We start from the raw sequence: 16,544 nt of genomic DNA on the forward strand, positions 1-16,544 counted from the left end.
CGTCGTCGCGGCCGACCCCGACCGCGGGCCCGCCCCCGCGGTCCTCGACCGGCCCTGGCTCGTCGCCGCCCTCGACCCGGCGACGCTCGTGCCGGTCGCCCCCGGCGGGGCCGCCGTGCTGGCCGATCTGCTCGACCTGCCCCTGGCGAGCGAGCGGGTGCACGGCGAGGTGCGCTCGCCCGGCACGCCGACGCCGTGGGCCGCGCTCACGGCCGCCGTGACGTGGGCGGCCGCCGCGGGTCGCGAGCTGCCGGGCGGCGAGGTCGTGGTGCACGAGCGGCTGCGCGTGGCGGTCGCGGGCGACGGCGACACCCGGGAGGTCTTCCCCGGGGTGTGGGTGCAGGACGACGCCGTGCACACCGACGACCCGGTGCGGGCGCTGCTCGCGGCCTGGGCCCGCTAGAGCTTCTGGGCTCCCCGGGAGCCGCGCGCGTTGGCGCGACGCTGCAGCCAGAGGACCGACAGCCCGATCCCGCCGAGCCCGACCCCCACGACGGACGCCCACAGCCACGGGCCCGGACCACCGGTCAGCGCGAGCACGATCAGCGCGACCACCCACAGGGCCGCCCCGACGAGCACCGGGCGGACCGGGTCGGTCAGGCGCCGCGGCAGGGGTGGCGGTTGCCACTCGGGAGCGGTGTCGATCTCGGCCACACACGCAGCGTACGTGCGGCTATCCTCCCGCCGTGCTCCAGCGACTGTTCCACCTGGACGAGCGGCAGACCTCCGTCGGCGCCGAGGTCCGCGGCGGCCTCGTCACCTTCGTGACGATGGCCTACATCGTCGTGCTGAACCCGCTCATCCTCGGCAGCCTCGACCCGGCCGCCCCGTCGGCGAAGCGCGACGTGCTGGGCGCGACGCTCTCGGTCCCGCAAGTCGCGGCCGTCACCGCGCTCGTCGCCGGGGTCATGACGATCCTGTTCGGGCTCGTCGCGAACTTCCCGTTCGCGCTGGCCACGGGCCTGGGGATCAACACCCTCGTCGCGGTCACGATCGCCCCGCAGATGACGTGGCCCGAGGCGATGGGCCTCGTCGTGGTCGAGGGGATCATCATCGTGATCCTCGGGCTCACCGGCTTCCGGACCGCGGTGTTCGCGGCGATCCCCGACGCGCTCAAGATCGCCATCGCCGCCGGCATCGGCGCCTTCATCGCGCTGATCGGTCTCGTCGACGCCGGGTTCGTCCGCCGGCTCCCCGACGCCGCGAACACGACGGTGCCCGTCGGGCTCGGCATCGAGGGCTCCATCGCGAGCTGGCCGACGGCCGTGTTCTGCATCGGCCTGCTCCTGACGTCGGTCCTGGTCGCCCGCGGCACCCGCGCCGGGATCCTCATCGGCGTCGTCGTGACCACCCTCCTCGCGGTGGTCGTCGAGGCGATCGCGCAGGTCGGCCCCTCGAACGGCACCAACCCCAAGGGCTGGAACCTCGGCTACCCGGGCGTGCCCTCGTCGGTGGTCGGGCTGCCCGACCTCTCGCTCGTCGGCGACGTCTCCCTCGGCGCCTTCACGCGGCTGCCGATCATCGCCGTGACGCTGCTGGTGTTCACGCTGGTGCTCGCCAACTTCTTCGACGCCATGGGCACCATGACCGGCCTCGGCCGCCAGGCGGGCCTGCTCGACGACCGCGGCCAGCTCCCGAACGTCGGGCGGGCGCTCGTCGTCGAGGGCGCGGGCGCGGTGGCCGGCGGCGCGGCGTCGTCGAGCTCGAACACCGTCTTCGTCGAGTCGGCCTCCGGGATCGCCTCCGGGGCGCGGACGGGCCTCGCGAACGTCGTCACCGGCGTGCTCTTCCTCGCCGCGATGTTCTTCACCCCGCTCTACGAGGTGGTGCCGGTCGAGGCGGCCGCGCCCGCGCTCGTCGTGGTCGGCGCGCTGATGATGGCCGGGGTGCGTGAGATCGAGTGGGCCGAGTTCCGCGTCGCGCTGCCGGTGTTCCTGACGATCGTCGTCATGCCGTTCACGTACTCGATCGCCAACGGCATCGGGGTCGGGTTCATCAGCTGGGTGGTCCTGCACGCCGCCACCGGTCGGGCCCGGACGATCCACCCGCTGATGTGGGTCGTCGCGGTCGCCTTCGTCGCCTACTTCGCGGTGGGGCCGATCAGCGCCGCGCTCGCCTGAGGTGTGAGCAGGTCCCCGTCCGGTTGACACTGGTACGGACGCCGGGAACGGTTGTGTCCGATGGGTGACGCAGGAGTGCCGCTGACACGCCGCAGGCACGTCGACTTCGGTCTCCTCGCGACCCAGGCGTGTCGGCCCTGACCGGTCCGCGCCCCTTTCCCTCCGCCCCGCGTCCGGGGCACCCCCACGCCTCCAGGAGGCCACCCGTGTCCGTCGGCATCCCGTCCGACCCCCTGCAGTTCGCCTACTGGGTCCCCAACGTCTCCGGGGGCCTCGTCACCAGCGGCATCGAGCAGCGCACCGACTGGAACTGGGACTACAACCGCGAGACCGCCATCGCGGCCGAGAACAACGGCTTCGAGTACGCGCTCTCCCAGGTCCGCTACATGGCCAGCTACTCCGCGGAGTACCAGCACGAGTCGACCTCGCTGTCGCTCGCGATCATGATGGCCACCGAGCGCCTCAAGGTCATGGCGGCCGTGCACCCCGGCATGTGGCACCCCGGCGTGTTCGCCAACTTCGGCGCCACCGCCGACCACCTGACCAACGGCCGCTTCGCGACGAACGTCGTCTCCGGCTGGTTCAAGGGCGAGTTCACCTCGTTCGGCGAGCCGTGGCTCGAGCACGACGAGCGCTACCGGCGCACCGAGGAGTTCATCCGCTGCCTCAAGGGGATCTGGGAGGAGGACCACTTCGAGTTCCGGGGCGACTTCTACCGGTTCCACGACTACTCGCTGAAGCCCAAGCCCCTGAACACCCCGGAGCGCCCCCACCCGACGATCTTCCAGGGCGGCAACTCGACGGCCGCGCAGAAGATGGCCGGCCGGGTGTCGGACTACTACTTCTCCAACGGCAAGGACTTCGACGGCGTCACCGAGCAGCTCGAGGTCATCAACGCGACCGCGGCCGAGCACGACCGCACCGTCAAGTTCGGGCTCAACGGCTTCATGATCGTCCGGGACACCGAGAAGGAGGCCCGGGACACCCTGCGCGAGATCGTCGAGAAGGCGAACGTCGAGCAGGTCGAGGGCTTCCGGCAGGCCGTGCAGCAGGCCGGCGCGTCGGCGTCGGACAAGAAGGGCATGTGGGCGGACTCCTCGTTCGAGGACCTCGTCCAGTACAACGACGGCTTCAAGAGCCAGCTCATCGGCACCGCCGAGCAGGTCGCCGAGCGGCTGGTCGAGTACAAGAAGCTCGGCGTCGACCTCTCCCTGCTGTGCTTCCTGCACGTCAAGGAGGAGATCGAGCAGTTCGGCGAGAAGGTCCTCCCGCTCGTGCGCGAGATGGAGTCGGCGCTCCCCGAGCGCCAGCTCGCCCAGGCCTGACGGCACGTGCGCGGGACGTGGGGCTACGACCCCACGTTCCGCGCACGGGCGGCGATGCCGAGCCGGATCGCGTAGATCACCGCGCTGCCGAGGAACAGCACGCCGGTGATCAGCAGCCAGTTCCCGTAGATGGGCGCCGTGCTGATGCCGGCGGTGAAGCGCAGGGCGTCCTCGCCGCGCCCGGCGATCGTCGGGAAGTAGATCAGGCCGAGGACCGCGGAGCCGAGGACCGGCGCCCGGACGTGGTTGATGGCCGGGACCAGCGGCGGGCGCCGCGGGCCGTAGCGCCGCCGCGCCCACCGGCTGATCGTCAGCGGCTGGTCGGCGAGCGCGTAGAGCGGGTAGAGCACGAGGTCGTGCGCGAGGACGGCGCCGACGAACCAGATCGCCAGCGCGACGATGCTCGGGTCCTCGTAGACGAACGACACGGCGTAGCCGACCAGCGCGAAGCACCCGACCATCGCCAGCAGGTGCAGCGGGTTCGCGCCGTAGAGGTAGCGCCAGAAGCGCAGGACCGCCCGCATCAGGCCCTCCGGAAGTCGATGGACGCGACCCACTTGGTGTTGTGCACCCCGGGCAGCGCCGGGACGATCACGCGGGCCGGGAAGCCGTGGTCGGGCGCGAGGTCGGCCATCGGGCCCCCGTCGTCGTCGCCGACCCGCAGGGCGAGCAGGGCGTCGGGGTGCAGCACCTGGGTGCGCTGCAGGGTCGCGCGGGCGAAGGCGCCGGAGGTCTCGACCGACTGGACGAAGGCGTTCGCGGGCTCGGGCACCCCGGCGAGGGCGGCGAGGTCGCGCAGCCGCACCCCGGACCACGTCCGGGTCACCGACCAGCCCTCGACGCAGGCGATCGGCAGGGTCGCGGTGTGCTGCGGCATCCCGAGGAGGTCCTGGCGGCTCAGCGACACCTCGCCCGACCCGCCGGTCATCCGCAGCCGCCACCCGTCGCCGAGCGCGACCGGGTCGATCCCGGAGCCCCCGAGCGTGCGGTTGATCTGGAAGTCGTTCGGCCCGTCGCCGTAGGACTGCCCGCGCGGGGAGAGCATCGCGAGGGGGCGCAGCGGGTCCCAGGTCTGCCCGATGGAGAGCACCCCCACCAGCAGCGACCCGCCACCGACCATCCCGAGCAGCCCGCGCCGCGACAGCGTCGGCCGGTTCGGGGCCAGGGCCGCGAGGCCGTGGGAGTCCATCGGCTCGGGCTCGGTCGTCGCGGGGGAGTCGTGGAGCCAGCGGTCGAACGCGCCGGTGCCGTGCGGCCCGCGCCGCAGCGAGCGCAGCATCGTCGGGAACTTCAGGGCGACGTGGGAGACGAAGCCCGCGATGAAGACCCAGGCGCCGTAGTAGTGGGCGGTGTAGAAGCCGAAGCCCCAGGAGTAGTCGTACTGCGAGTTCATCAGGCCGGTGACGAACTCGAAGAGGATGCCGCCGACGAGGGCGAGCAGCGAGATCCGCTCGAGCAGCTGGGCGATGCTCGTGACCGGGGGCCAGGCGAAGAGCTTCGGCACCACCGACCACAGCTTCGCGAGCACGATCGGCGTGAGGACCATCCCGCCGACCACGTGCAGGCCCTGCGTGAGGCGGTAGAACCACGACGGGTTCGTGGGCCAGTCGAAGAACGGCAGGTGCAGGTAGCCGACGTCGCCGGGGATCGCCTGCCCGAACTGCGGGCCGTACGCGATGAACGACATCAGCCCGGTGAGGATGACGATCGGCAGCCCGACGAGCAGCACGGCGCCGAACACCGACGTGAGCCACGTGCCCCGCAGGGGGCTGCGCCACGTCCTCGGGTGCGCGGGCGGGGGCACGGGGATGCGGCCGATCCCGCGCCACAGGGCCCGGGGGAAGCCGTACTCGGGTTCGGGTGCGACGCGTGCCTCGTCGCGCGACTCCTGCGAGGTCGTCATGCCCGGTACCGCCGATCGTCCACGTGCGTCGGGTCCCCTCTCGTCGGAGCTCCTCGTGGTGAGGGTGCCCACCGACGAACCGTCCGTCCGTGGGTGTCCGCCCCAGAACGGGTACCGGTTCAGAAGTGCGGCACCGGACCACCCGCCGGTGCCGGAACCCCCGGACGAAGGAGCCCAGTGGCGGACAACATCTACTCGAAGAGCGAGATCGTCGGCACCTCGGAGATCGGCGTCGACGACGCCATCAAGGGTGCCATCAAGCGCGCCTCCCAGAGCGTGCGCGAGATCGGCTGGTTCGAGGTGGCCGAGATCCGCGGCCACGTCGAGAACGGCGAGGTCCAGCACTTCCAGGTGACCCTGAAGATCGGGTTCGCCCTGGAGGACACCAAGTCGTGACACCCCGGCCGGGGGCGAGATAGTTAGGTAGGCTCAACGGTTGTGACGGCCGAAGCGGCGACGGCGCCGACCATGTTCGCCTCGCTGCGGGTCCGCAACTACCGACTGTTCGCCTCCGGCCAGGTGGTCTCGCTGGTCGGGACCTGGATGCAGCGGGTCGCCCAGGACTGGCTGGTCCTCGACCTCTCCGGCGGCAGCCCCGTCGCCCTCGGTGTGGCGGCCGCCCTGCAGTTCGGCCCGACCCTCCTGCTCTCCCTCTCGGCGGGGGCGGTCGCCGACCGCTACGACAAGCGCCGGGTCCTCATGGCCCTGCAGGTCGGCATGGGTGCCTGCGCCCTCGCGCTCGGCCTCCTCGACGTCACCGGCGCCGCCACCCTCGGCCTCGTCTACGTGCTCTGCGCCCTGCTCGGCTGCTTCTCCGCGGTCGACGCGCCGATCCGGCAGTCGTTCGCCGGCGAGATGGTCGGCCCCGACACCCTGACGAACGCCGTCGCGCTCAACTCGATGACGTTCAACACCGCGCGGATCGTCGGGCCCGCGATCGCCGGGCTGATGATCGCGGCGGTCGGCACCGGGTGGGTGTTCCTGGTCAACACGGCGACCTTCGCGGCCGTGCTCACCGGGCTCGCGATGATGCGCCCGGCCGAGATGTTCGTCTACGAGCGCGCCTCCCGGGCCCGCGGCTCGGTGCTCCGGGGCCTGCAGGAGGTCCGGCGGCGCCCCGACCTCGTCGTGCTCCTGACCGTCGTCTTCTTCGTGTCGACGTTCGGCATCAACTTCTTCATGACCCTCGCCATCACCGCCCGGCTCGTCTTCGGGCGCGGCGCGGAGTCCTACGGCCTGCTCACCTCGGCGCTCGCGGTCGGCTGCCTGGTGGGCGCCTTCGTCGCGGCCCGGCGGGTCGGGCGCCCCCGCATCCGGACCGTGCTCCTGGCGGGGCTGTTCTTCGGCGTCGCCGAGCTCGTCACCGGGGTGATGCCGACCTACGCGCTCACCGCGCTCGTCCTGATCCCCACCGGCCTGGCGCAGCTCGTGTTCACCACGGCCGCCAACGCCGCGGTGCAGCTCGGCGTCTCGGAGTCGATGCGCGGCCGCGTGATGGGGCTCTACGTGCTGGTGCTCCTCGGCGGCACCCCGCTCGGCGGGCCCGTCCTGGGCTGGATGGCCGAGGTGTGGGGCGGCCGGGCGCCGCTGGTGGTGGGCGGGGTGCTCACCGTCGCCACGGTGGTGGTGGCCGCGGGGCTGCTGGCCCTGCAGGCGCGCCGGGCCCGCGCCGCCGTGGCCGCCCCGGCCTGACGCGGTCCCGTTCGGCGGTCTCCCGCCGGCATGATCCACTTCTTCGTGGCGACACGCCCAACGGGCATGAAGACACGCCCCACGCCATAAGATCTTGCCCAGGACCGGGAGCCGATCGAGGCCTGGCCACGTCCGAGCCCACATGAATGACGAGGCAGCTCGGTTCCGGGCGGAGATCCGTGGTCAGGACGGGATGTTCACCGTCGCCCAGGCCCGGACGGCGGGGTTCAGCCGTGCCCTCATCGCCGCGAAGGTGCGGCGCGGTGAGTGGATTCGGGTCCACGCGAGGGTGCTCCGGTCCGCGGAGCACCCGGAGACACCTCGCTCACGCATCCGCGCCGCCGTGCTCTCGGTGGGCCCCGACGCGACCCTCGTCGGCCGTTCGGCCGCCTACTGGTGGCGGATGATCGACGTGGCTCCGGCAGAGGTCGAGATCGCGGTCCCGCCAGAGAGCCAGCCGCGTCCCCGTCGCGGGGTGCGCATCCTCCGGCGTCCGGTCCTCCCGTCGGAGCGGGTCACGGTCGACGGCGTGGCGGTCACGAAGAAGGCGACGACCGTCCTCGCGGCCGCGGCGATGCTGGGTCTGGTGGCCGGAGCACGACTGATGGACCAGGTGCTGCAGAGGGGTGTGGTCGGGCTCGAGGCACTGCGCAGCGTCCACCTCCGGACGTCGGGCCGCCGGGGCGCCGGCCCGTGCGCCGAGCTCCTCCGGCTCGCCGGGGGCGGTGCGCGGTCGGAGGCCGAACGGGTCGCGCACCGGGCCCTCGGGGCGGCGGGGATCGTCGGATGGGTGGCCGACCACGAGGTCCGTCTCCCGGGGTACGGGAACGCGGTGCTCGATCTGGCGTTCCTCGGACCCCGGGTGCTGGTCGAGATCGACGGGTGGGCCTACCACCGCGATCTCCGGGAGTTCCTCCGGGACGCCGCCCGCCAGAACGCTCTCGTCCTGGGGGGCTGGGTCGTCATCCGGACCAACTGGTTCGAGCTGACCGAGCAGCCCGCGACCTTCGTCGGGAACGTCGCGGCCGCTCTCTCCGCCCGGTCGGTCGGGACCTAGGTGACCGGCCAGGAGTGGACCGGGATGTTGTCGCTCATGTGCGCCACGTAGCGCTCGAGCATCCGCCGCATCGCCTCCGGCCGCGTGCACCCGTCCTTCTCGAGCGCCGCCACCATCTGGGTCTGCCACGAGGCCCCCGTGCACCCGGTCCGGCAGCGCGCCTCGATCACCGCGAGGTAGCGCTGCGCGACCGCGGCGTCGACGCCCCAGGCGTCCAGGCCGGAGCGGGCGAGCGGCAGGAGCTTGTCGAGCACCAGCCGGTCGACCGGCACCGTCCCGAGGCCCGGCCAGAAGAGCTCGGCGTCGAGGCCGTGGCGGGCGCCCTCGGTGAAGTTCGCGTGCGCCGCGGAGAAGCTCATCGACGCCCACGGCGGGTGCTCGAGCACGACGAGCGCCCGGACGAGGCCGTAGAAGAACATCGCGTTGGCGACGGCGTCGATCGCGGTGGGCCCGGCCGGCAGCACCCGGTTCTCGAGGCGCAGGTGGGCCACGCCGTCGGCGACGTCGTAGACGGGGCGGTTCCAGCGCCAGACCGTGCCCGAGTGCAGGCGCAGCTCGTGGAGCTGCGGGGCGCCGCCGTCGTCGAGCACGGCGAGGGGGTCCTCGTCGTCGACGAGGGGGAGCAGGCCCGGGAAGTAGCGGACGTTCTCCTCGAACAGGTCGGTCACCGAGGACGCCCAGCGGTCGCCGAACCACACCCGCGGGCGCACGCCCTGGTTGCGCAGCTCGACGGTGCGCACGTCGACGGCCTGCTCGAACAGCGGCACCCGGGTCTCGGCCCAGAGCCGGTGGCCCAGCAGGAAGGGGGAGTTCGCGGCCAGGGCCACCTGGACCCCGGCGATGGCCTGCGCGGCGTTCCAGTGCGCGGGGAACGTCTGCGGGGTGAGCTGCAGGTGCAGCTGCAGCGAGGTGCAGGCGGCCTCGGGGGCGATCGAGTCGACGTCGAGGACGAGGTGCTCGGAGTCGCCCGGCGCGGCGATGTCGAGGTGGAACGGCTCCCCGCGGGCGCCGACCATCTGGCGGTTGAGCAGGTCGTAGCGCGGGTCGTCGGTGAGCTGGTCGGAGTCGAGGTGCTCCGCGGCGAGCGTGGGGAGGATGCCGATCGTCACGGGCGTGGCCCCGACGACGGCCGCCGAGCGCCGGGCCGCGCCGATGTGGGAGACGACGTCGTCCTCGAGCTCGCACGCGGAGGCGCCGGGCAGCGTGCGCGGCGGCAGGTTGATCTCGAGGTTCCAGCGGCCGAGCTCGGTGGTGAGCAGGTCGGAGGCCGACCGGTCGAGCACGGCGTGGTTGAGCATCGCCGGCTCCATGGCCTCGTCGACCAGGGCCAGCTCGAGCTCCACGCCCGTGCGCAGCTCGTCGGGGGCGAACCGGCCCTCGTGCACCATGCGGCGCAGCGCGTCGAGGCAGCGGTGGACCTTCACCCGGTACCGCTCGCGGTCGGACAGGACGGTGCGGGACACGACCCGGCCCATCAGGCGTCGACCCTGGCTCCCGTCACCGGGCGGCGGTGCGGTGGGCTGCCCACCACGACGCCGGACCCGGACCGGTCGTCGCCGGGAATGTGCGCCGGGATGGACGGTACGGCGGTCGGCCCCATCTTGTGACCCGGCTCCTTCTCTCGGCCCGGGCTCCCGGTGCGGCGGAACCGCGGGGAGCCGGGACCCGTTCGATCCCCGACGACCGGATTGACGGTGGCACACGTCCGGGACCCGCACCAGGCCCGGTGGCCGTTCGCCTCGTCATAGCGTCCGTTCAGCGGAGGCGGGAGTGGATCACCGACCGTTGGGCGCACATGCAGACGCGGTGGGCGTCCTCAGCCGCCGCGGCCGAAGTCCTCCGGCGACACATTGTCGAGGAAGGCCCGGAAGCGGTCGACCTCCTCCTCGTCGGGGACGCCGTCGGACCCCTCCGCGGCCTCCTCGCCCTCGTCGTCGTCGACCAGCACCCCGGCCTCGACCAGCACGGCCTCGGTCGCGTGGATCGGCACGTCGGCGTGCAGGGCGATCGCGATGGAGTCGCTGGGCCGGGCCGACACGCGCAGCCCACGGTCGAACACGAGGTCGGCGTAGAAGGTCCCGCCGCGCACCTCGGTGATCTCGATGCGCTCCAGCGTGCGCCCGAGCGCGGTCACCACGTCGGCGATCAGCACGTGCGTCAGCGGCCGCTCCGGGAGCCGGCCCTGCTGCTCGAGCGCGATGGCCTCGGCCTCGGCGAGCCCGATCCAGATCTGCAGGCAGCGCTTCCCCGCCGCCTCCTGCAGGAGCACCACCGGGTGCCGGTTGGACTCCGACGCCGCCTGCTGCGCCGCGTCGTCGACGGCCAGGACGCCGACCACCCGCATCTCGCTCACGACTCGCCTCCCGTGGCCCGGGGACCTGCGGCCCCGATGATCGGGTTCCGCTGTGCTTCGTCTCCGCCGGACACCGAGCCCCATCCTGTCAGCCGCGACCGGATGGCGTCAGGCTCGAGCGGTCCGGGCCCCCGCGACCGGCATGCCCCCTGCCCGGGCCCGGCACACCCCCGCGTGCCGGTCCGGCTCCCCGACCCCGGTCGGGGCGGGCGGAGCGACGGGGGGAAGCATCGATCACATCTGGAACGATGCCCGTGTGGCGCGGATCGTGGACCTGGCGGGCGGTGGGGCCCCGCCGGAGCTGGACGACTTCCGCGACCTCGCCCGCGCCGACCGCCGCCCCGACCGTCCCGGTGGGCGTGGCCTGGTGCTCGCCGAGGGCACCGTGGTGGTGCGCCGGCTGCTGGGGTCGCCCTACCCGCCGCGGGCGCTGCTGGGCGTGTCGCGCCGCATCGACGAGCTCGCCCCGGAGCTCGCGGGCCTCGACGTGCCCGCCCTGGTCGCCGACGCCGAGACCATGGCGGCCGTCGTCGGGTTCCACCTCAACCGCGGCGTGCTCGCGAGCGCCGACCGCGCGCCGGTCCCCGACCTCACCACGCTGCTCGCCACCGCCGGGCGTGTCGCGGTGCTCGAGGGCGTCAACGACCACGAGAACCTCGGGTCCCTCTTCCGCAACGCCGCCGCGCTCGGCGTCGACGCGGTGCTGCTGGCGCCCGGGTGCGCCGACCCGCTCTACCGGCGCAGCGTCCGCGTCTCGATGGGCCACGTGCTCCGGGTGCCCTTCGTGGCGGGGACCTGGGACGAGCTGGCGGGGGCCCTGCGGGCCGCCGGCTTCGTCCTGGGCGCCCTCACGCCCTCCGGCGACACCCCGCCCGCCGCTCTCGCGGCAGCCGACCGGGTGGCGCTGCTGCTGGGCGCGGAGGGTCCGGGCCTGTCCGACGAGGCCCTCGACCTCGCCGACCACCGGGTGCGGATCCCGATGGCCGCCGGCGTCGACTCGCTCAACGTCGCGACGGCGGGCGCGGTCGCCTTCGCCGCGGTCGGTGCGGCGGGGGTCCGGTGAGCCCGGTCCTCCCGACGACGGCCTTCCCGACGACGGGCCGCGCGTGACCGTTCTCGAGGTGGCGGCCCGGCGCGGGCGCGCCCTGGTCGGCGGCCACCCGGTCGGCGCCCACGGCGGTCCCGACGACGAGGGCTGGGGGCTCTACGCGCCCGGGACCGACCTGTCCGGGCCCCTCGTGGAGCTGCTGGACGAGTGGGCGCGGGCGGCGGACTCGCTCTCCCGGTCGGCGGAGCCGCCCGGGTCGCCGGCGGCGGTGCGGGTGAGCCGCACCGGGCGGCACCTCGCCGCCCGGGTGTCGGTGGCCCTGGGCCGCCCGGTCGACTACTGCGACCCCGTCACCGGGCTGCGCATCCCGCTGCGCGCCGTGACCACCCGGCCGCGCGTGCCCGCGGTGCCGCTACCGACCCCCTATCGGCGTGCTCTCCGGTCTGGGCGGCGCCAGTCCGGCGGGACGGTCTCGACGGTGTTCACCGAACCCACGCCGTGGGCGACCGGGCTGACGCTGAGCGCGCTCGTGGCGGGCCTCGTGCTGCTGGTGAACCTGTCGCTGGCGCTGCCGATGGTGGCCGGGCTCGGCTGGGTCGGCGTGCTCATCGACCTCGTCGTGGTGGCGGGCCTCGTGCCGGCGCTGTGGCTCAACCGCACCGCCCTCACCTGGCGCTGGGCGGTGTGGGGGGCCTTCGTCGGGATGGGGCTCGCGGTGCTGCCGCTGATGGTGGCCGCGGCGGGCTGAGCGGCCCGGGAGGGTCAGCTGCCGTCGCGGGGGGAGCGGACCCCGAGCAGGACGTCCTCCCAGGACGGGACGATCGGGTGCGAGCGCTGGCGCCGCCTGCCCTCGTCCCCGCCGCCGTCGTCGCGCGCCGGGTCGGTGCGCGGCTCGCTCCGGCGCCCGCCCGAGCGGGGCGCCCGGCGCTGCTCCGGGGCCCGCTGGTCGGGCACCGCACGGGAGGACCGTCCCCGGCCCTTGGTGGGGGCGACGGGGGCGACCCCGCCACCGACCGCCAGCGCCCCCTGGGCGGGCTCCTCGGCCCGGGCGGGCTCCTCCGGGGCGGCCTCGGCCGGCGGCCGGGCCGAGGTCCCGTCGGCGCGCCGCGGCCCGTCGACCGGGGCGAGGCCCATGACGTCGCGGGCGGGCTCGTCGCGGGGCGCGACGACCCCGCCGTTGGCGCCCGGGGCGTAGGTCCAGTGCGCGACGTGGTCGGAGTGCCCGGCGCGCCACGACATCGCGACGACCCACACGTTGTCCTCGCCCTTCCAGGCGTCCCACGTCGCCTCGGACGGGTCCTGCCCGCGCCCGCCGAGCGTCGTCGTGATGATCTCGGACAGGCTGCGCGGGTCGGGCGTGCCCGCCGCGGTGCTCGGGTGCCCGCGCCCGGCGATCTCGGCGACCCGCGAGCGCTCGAGCAGCACCGGGTAGGCGAACCGCTCGACGCTCGCGGCCGGGACGCCCGCGCCGGCCGCGACCTCGGCGACCGACTCGCCGGCGCGGATCCGCGCCTGGATGTCGCGGGGCCGTAGCGGTGAGGTGGTCTCGATCTCCATCTGCCCGAGCCTCCGGATGTCGCCGCGGGCCGCCGCGCGCAGCCGTTCGTCGGACGGGATCGTGAAGCGCTCGTGCCGGATGGGGTCCTCGAGGATCACGGTCGACGTGTCGTCGCCGAGGCCGACGACCCGGAGTTCTCGCATGTCAGGGCCTCCCCGTCGGCGGTGTGCATGCTCCGCACGACGCTAGGCGAGCGTCCACCCCGTCCGAGGGAGGCGCGCCGGGCCCGCGATTCACGCGCCCGTGAGCGCGCCCACCACGTGATCGATGCACTGGGTCAGCTTCGTGACGTCGTCCGGGTCCACCGCCGGGAACATGCCGACCCGCAGCTGGTTGCGGCCGAGCTTGCGGTACGGCTCGGTGTCGACCACCCCGTGCGCCCGGAGGATCTTCGCGACGGCCGCCGCGTCGACGTCGTCGGCGAAGTCGATCGTGCCCACGACCTGCGAGCGGTGCGCGGGCTCGGCGACGAACGGCGTCGTGTACGAGGTCTTCTCCGCCCAGGCGTAGAGCCGGTCGCTCGAGTCCTTCGTCCGCCCCGTGGTGAACGACATGCCGCCGTTCGAGTTCATCCAGTCGATCTGGTCGGCCAGCATGATCAGCGTCGCGACCGCCGGCGTGTTGTAGGTCTGGTCCTTGCGCGAGTTCTCGACGGCCGTCGTCAGCGCCAGGAACTCGGGGATCCAGCGGTCGGTCGCGGCGATCTCCTCGACGCGCTGCAGCGCGTCGGGAGACATCAGCGCGATCCAGAGCCCGCCGTCGGAGGCGAACCCCTTCTGCGGGGCGAAGTAGTAGACGTCGCTCTGCGAGACGTCGACCGGGAGCCCGCCGGCGCCCGAGGTCGCGTCGATCGCGACGAGCTTGCCCTCGCTGCCCGCCGGCCGGGCCACCGGCACGGCGACGCCCGTCGAGGTCTCGTTGTGCGCCCAGCCGATGAGGTCGACCGAGGGGTCGGAGACCGGCTCGGGCGCGGACCCCGGATCGCTCGGGACGATGATCGGGTCGGCGAGGAACGGCGCGCCCGTGGCCACCCCGGCGAACTTCGAGGAGAACTCGCCGTAGGTCAGGTGCAGCGAGCGCTCGCGGATCAGCCCGACGGCCGCCGCGTCCCAGAACGCCGTCGACCCGCCGTTGCCGAGCACCACCTCGTAGCCCGCGGGCAGGGTGAACAGCTCCGAGAGGCCGTTGCGCACCCGCGCGACGAGGTCCTTGACCGGCTTCTGCCGGTGCGAGGTGCCCATCAGGTCGGCCGCGTCGGCCACCGCGCGCAGCTGCTCGGGCCGCACCTTGGAGGGGCCGCAGCCGAAGCGTCCGTCGGCGGGCAGCAGGTCGGCCGGGATCGTCACTGATTCAGCGGTCACGGCCGCATCCTCCCAAGCCCGCGGTGCCCGTGCTGTGTCCTGTGCCACGTCGCCGGTTGGCGTCGGCGATTTGTCCCATCTCTCACCGCCTTCCCGACGAGGGGTCGGGCTGCCTACCGTGGCCGGGTGAACGCACCGATCGCTGACCTGCGTGTCGACTATCGAGCCGGTGAACTCGACGTGAACGACCTGGCGTCGACCTGGCACGAGCAGCTCGTGGGCTGGCTGGAGGAGGCGCGCGAGGCCGGCGTGCCCGACCCGAACGCGATGGTGCTCGCCACCTCCGACGAGGATCACCGGGTCACCACCCGCACCGTGCTCGCGAAGGACGTCGACGCCGCCGGGGTCACGTTCTTCACCAACTACACCTCGGAGAAGTCCCACCAGCTGCGCCAGACGCGGCAGGCCTCGGTGACCTTCCCCTGGTACGCCCAGCAGCGGCAGGCCACCGTGATCGGCACCGTCGAGCTGCTGGGCAAGGAGGAGACCGCCGAGTACTGGCGTGGCCGTCCCCGCACCTCGCAGCTCGGGGCGTGGGCCTCGCCCCAGTCGGCCGTCGTCCGCGACCGCACGGCCCTCGAGGGCCTGTTCGCCAACGTCGAGGCCCGCTTCCCCGAGGGCGAGGAGATCCCGCCGCCGCCGCACTGGGGCGGGTGGCGGCTGATGCCCACCCACGTCGAGTTCTGGCAGGGCCGCACCTCCCGGCTGCACGACCGGCTGCGCTTCCGGTTCGACGAGCGCAGCGGCGGCTGGGTGGTCGAGCGCCTGGCCCCCTAGGGGCGCTTAGGATCGTTCGGTGAGCGAACGACCACGGCGGGGCCTCCTCGCCGACACGACGCCGCTGAGGACCCCGGCCTTCCGCCGGCTCTGGACGGCCGGGATCGTCACCGTGGTCGGCGCGCAGCTGACCGTCGTCGCCGTGCCCTTCCAGCTCTACGAGATGACGGGCTCGTCGTCGTGGGTCGGGCTCACCGGGCTGTTCGGGCTGGTCCCGCTCGTGGTGTTCGGGCTCTGGGGCGGCGCGATCGCGGACGCGGTCGACCGCCGGATGCTGCTCGTGGTCTCCGGCGTCGGGATCGCGATCTCCTCCGCGCTCCTCGGGGTGAGCGCGCTGACGCACATCGGCGGGCCGTGGACGGTCCTCGGGATCTTCGCGGTGCAGACCGCGTGCCTCGCGGTGAACCAGCCGACCCGCTCGGCGGTGCTGCCGCGCATCCTGCCGCTCGACCAGCTGCCGGCGGCCAACACGCTGTGGTTCACCGTCCAGCAGCTCGGGGCCTTCGCGGGCCCGCTGGTCGGCGGCGTGGCGCTGGCGTTCATCGACGTCGGGGTCCTCTACCTCGTCGACACCGTCTGCCTCACCGTGTCGATCTACGCGGCCTACCGGCTGCCGCGCCTCCCGGTCGCCGACGGCGCCGAGACCGGGGTCCGCGGCGTCCTGCACGCGATCCGGACGAGCGCCGGGCTCCGCTCGGTGATCGACGGCTTCCGCTACGCCGCGATGTCGAAGGTGCTGCTGGTCAGCTTCCTCGCCGACCTCGTCGCGATGGCCTTCGGCATGCCCCGCGCGGTGTTCCCCGAGGCGGCCGTGGAGGTCTACGGCGGCGGGCCGGCCTACGGGCTGCTCTCCGCGTCGATCGCGGGCGGTGCCGCGCTCGGCGGCCTGCTCTCCGGGCGACTGCAGGGCGTCGCCCGCCAGGGCGTCGCGGTGACGATCGCGGTGTGCCTCTGGGGCGTCGGGGTCGCGCTGGCCGGGCTCACCTCGATCCTGTGGCTCGCCGTCCTGCTGCTCGCGGCGGCCGGCGCGGCCGACCTGGTCAGCTCGGTGTTCCGCTCGACGATGCTGCAGACCGTCGCCACCGACGAGATGCGCGGGCGGATGCAGGGCGTGTTCGTGGTGGTCGTCGCGGGTGGCCCGCGGGTGGCCGACCTCTGGCACGGCTGGGTGGCCGACAGCATCGGCACCGGCGCGGCGACGACGATCGGCGGCGTGGCGGTCGTCGTCGGGATGCTCGCCGTGGTGCTCGCCTTCCCGGCGTTCTGGCGCTACCGGGCACCGACCGCGGGCTCGACGGAGGACGTCCCGGCGAGCCAGGCCTAGCGAGCGGGCCCGTCGTCGCCCCGGAG

16 protein-coding genes and 1 pseudogene are annotated in these 16,544 nt (G+C 73.7%); 10 read left to right on the plus strand and 7 right to left on the minus strand.

Annotated features, from left to right (window positions below):
- A pseudogene (locus tag ACFPBZ_RS18425) lies at nt 1–403 on the plus strand (sacsin N-terminal ATP-binding-like domain-containing protein); the annotation flags it as partial.
- On the opposite strand, the gene ACFPBZ_RS18430 reads toward ACFPBZ_RS18425, so the two are convergent.
- A complete protein-coding gene (locus ACFPBZ_RS18430; protein WP_378037555.1) occupies nt 400–654 on the minus strand; it encodes a DUF2530 domain-containing protein in 255 nt (84 codons plus the stop codon). The pseudogene ACFPBZ_RS18425 and the gene ACFPBZ_RS18430 sit on opposite strands and share 4 nt — an antisense overlap.
- A gap of 32 nt (nt 655–686) precedes the next feature.
- Here ACFPBZ_RS18430 and ACFPBZ_RS18435 point away from each other — a divergent pair, with 32 nt between their 5' ends.
- A complete protein-coding gene (locus ACFPBZ_RS18435) occupies nt 687–2,120 on the plus strand; it encodes an NCS2 family permease (RefSeq protein ID WP_378037556.1) in 1,434 nt (477 codons plus the stop codon).
- A gap of 206 nt (nt 2,121–2,326) precedes the next feature.
- Nucleotides 2,327–3,445 carry a dimethylsulfone monooxygenase SfnG gene (sfnG, locus tag ACFPBZ_RS18440; protein ID WP_378037557.1) on the plus strand — a complete coding sequence of 373 codons (1,119 nt, stop codon included), beginning with the start codon at nt 2,327–2,329 and terminating at the stop codon, nt 3,443–3,445.
- A 23-nt stretch (nt 3,446–3,468) separates the two neighbouring features.
- Here the strand turns inward: sfnG and ACFPBZ_RS18445 are convergent, their stop codons facing one another.
- Nucleotides 3,469–3,969, minus strand: coding sequence for a hypothetical protein (locus ACFPBZ_RS18445; RefSeq protein WP_378037558.1), 501 nt, complete (start codon nt 3,967–3,969; stop codon nt 3,469–3,471).
- A complete protein-coding gene (locus tag ACFPBZ_RS18450; protein ID WP_378037559.1) occupies nt 3,969–5,348 on the minus strand; it encodes a molybdopterin-dependent oxidoreductase in 1,380 nt (459 codons plus the stop codon). The genes ACFPBZ_RS18445 and ACFPBZ_RS18450 overlap by 1 nt, the downstream gene beginning before the upstream one ends.
- A 177-nt stretch (nt 5,349–5,525) precedes the next feature.
- On the opposite strand from ACFPBZ_RS18450, the gene ACFPBZ_RS18455 reads away from it, so the two are divergent.
- From ACFPBZ_RS18455 to ACFPBZ_RS18465, 3 genes are all read left to right on the plus strand, one after another.
- Nucleotides 5,526–5,744 carry a dodecin gene (locus ACFPBZ_RS18455; protein ID WP_378037560.1) on the plus strand — a complete coding sequence of 73 codons (219 nt, stop codon included), beginning with the start codon at nt 5,526–5,528 and terminating at the stop codon, nt 5,742–5,744.
- Nucleotides 5,745–5,786: 42 nt separating this feature from the next.
- Complete coding sequence (locus ACFPBZ_RS18460; protein WP_378037561.1) at nt 5,787–7,040, plus strand: MFS transporter; 1,254 nt, start codon at nt 5,787–5,789, stop codon at nt 7,038–7,040.
- Between the two features lie 193 nt (nt 7,041–7,233).
- Nucleotides 7,234–8,097 (plus strand): DUF559 domain-containing protein, encoded by an 864-nt coding sequence (locus tag ACFPBZ_RS18465; protein ID WP_378037562.1) that lies wholly within the window; start codon nt 7,234–7,236, stop codon nt 8,095–8,097.
- Here the strand turns inward: ACFPBZ_RS18465 and ACFPBZ_RS18470 are convergent.
- Both ACFPBZ_RS18470 and ACFPBZ_RS18475 read right to left on the minus strand, forming a co-directional pair.
- On the minus strand, nt 8,094–9,572 hold the full coding sequence (locus ACFPBZ_RS18470; RefSeq protein ID WP_378037563.1) for a glutamate-cysteine ligase family protein: 1,479 nt from the start codon (nt 9,570–9,572) through the stop codon (nt 8,094–8,096). The genes ACFPBZ_RS18465 and ACFPBZ_RS18470 overlap by 4 nt on opposite strands.
- 341 nt (nt 9,573–9,913) lie before the next feature.
- Complete coding sequence (locus ACFPBZ_RS18475) at nt 9,914–10,450, minus strand: bifunctional nuclease family protein (RefSeq protein ID WP_378037564.1); 537 nt, start codon at nt 10,448–10,450, stop codon at nt 9,914–9,916.
- A gap of 256 nt (nt 10,451–10,706) precedes the next feature.
- On the opposite strand from ACFPBZ_RS18475, the gene ACFPBZ_RS18480 reads away from it, so the two are divergent.
- Both ACFPBZ_RS18480 and ACFPBZ_RS18485 read left to right on the plus strand, forming a co-directional pair.
- Nucleotides 10,707–11,513, plus strand: coding sequence for a TrmH family RNA methyltransferase (locus tag ACFPBZ_RS18480; RefSeq protein WP_378037565.1), 807 nt, complete (start codon nt 10,707–10,709; stop codon nt 11,511–11,513).
- Between the two features lie 43 nt (nt 11,514–11,556).
- Entirely contained in the window at nt 11,557–12,246 is a 690-nt protein-coding gene (locus ACFPBZ_RS18485; RefSeq protein WP_378037566.1) for a DUF2537 domain-containing protein, read from the plus strand.
- 14 nt (nt 12,247–12,260) lie between these two features.
- On the opposite strand, the gene sepH is transcribed toward ACFPBZ_RS18485, so the two are convergent.
- Together sepH and serC are read right to left on the minus strand one after the other, a co-directional pair.
- Nucleotides 12,261–13,199 (minus strand): septation protein SepH, encoded by a 939-nt coding sequence (sepH, locus tag ACFPBZ_RS18490; RefSeq protein ID WP_378037567.1) that lies wholly within the window; start codon nt 13,197–13,199, stop codon nt 12,261–12,263.
- A 90-nt stretch (nt 13,200–13,289) separates the two neighbouring features.
- Nucleotides 13,290–14,417, minus strand: a complete 1,128-nt coding sequence (gene serC, locus ACFPBZ_RS18495) for a phosphoserine transaminase (RefSeq protein WP_378037568.1) — start codon at nt 14,415–14,417, stop codon at nt 13,290–13,292.
- 126 nt (nt 14,418–14,543) lie between these two features.
- On the opposite strand from serC, the gene pdxH reads away from it, so the two are divergent.
- Both pdxH and ACFPBZ_RS18505 read left to right on the plus strand, forming a co-directional pair.
- Nucleotides 14,544–15,194 carry a pyridoxamine 5'-phosphate oxidase gene (gene pdxH, locus ACFPBZ_RS18500; RefSeq protein ID WP_378037569.1) on the plus strand — a complete coding sequence of 217 codons (651 nt, stop codon included), beginning with the start codon at nt 14,544–14,546 and terminating at the stop codon, nt 15,192–15,194.
- A 19-nt stretch (nt 15,195–15,213) separates the two neighbouring features.
- Nucleotides 15,214–16,518: an MFS transporter gene (locus tag ACFPBZ_RS18505; protein WP_378037570.1), complete on the plus strand. Its 1,305-nt coding sequence runs from the start codon at nt 15,214–15,216 to the stop codon at nt 16,516–16,518.
- Nucleotides 16,519–16,544 lie beyond the last annotated feature (26 nt).

The sequence above is a fragment of the Actinomycetospora atypica genome (genome assembly GCF_042653685.1).
In the GTDB taxonomy this organism is placed as follows: domain Bacteria; phylum Actinomycetota; class Actinomycetes; order Mycobacteriales; family Pseudonocardiaceae; genus Actinomycetospora; species Actinomycetospora atypica.